The 582-nt window shown below is 70.1% G+C and carries 1 pseudogene; it reads left to right on the top strand.

Annotation, left to right across the window (positions count from 1 at the left end):
* Nucleotides 1-132: 132 nt before the first annotated feature.
* Nucleotides 133-582, top strand: a pseudogene (locus tag ACLEQD_RS45010) (hypothetical protein); the annotation flags it as partial.

Raw genomic sequence — 582 nt, 5'->3', positions numbered from 1 at the left:
ACGGCGTGTGCCGGAGGGACGCGTGCATCCCGGCACGGCGAGCTGGGGTACGTCGATTCGGAGACGGCGGGCAAGGCACGGCATGCGGCCTACTTGGCGGAGCAGGCGTCCGCGAGGGCCGCGACCCGGGCCATGGCCTCCCCACTGGTACGGGCCATCCCGCCGGCCGTGCTCGCGCTGATGCAGCAGGACCACGACGCGGATGCGCTTGAGCAGCAGCTCGCCGCGTGTGCCGTGCAGGCGGAGCATTTGGGGAACGCGCGCTACTTCCAGGGCAGGCCACCGACGCGGCAGGAGTGCGCCGAGGTGGTGGAGACGGACCGCTGCGGCAAGCCCGTGACGCGGGCACAGTTCCTGGGCAGGCAGAAGCACGTGCTCGCCCTTCAGTGCGCGGAGGAGGTGCTGAAGGCGCTCTGGCCCGCGCCCTTCAGCATCGAGCAGCGCTACCGCTTCTACCCGAACGCCCGAATGGTGGAGACGGTCAGCAAGAAGGAGGAAGCGCGGCTCATCGCAGAGGGCTGCACCGAGGAACTCCGAGGCACCCTCAAGCCGGACCTCGTGCTCCATGCGGATCGCAACCTG

The organism is Corallococcus sp. 4LFB, assembly GCF_046520365.1.
In the GTDB taxonomy this organism is placed as follows: domain Bacteria; phylum Myxococcota; class Myxococcia; order Myxococcales; family Myxococcaceae; genus Corallococcus; species Corallococcus caeni.
This window is presented reverse-complemented; position numbering and strand designations above follow the sequence as displayed.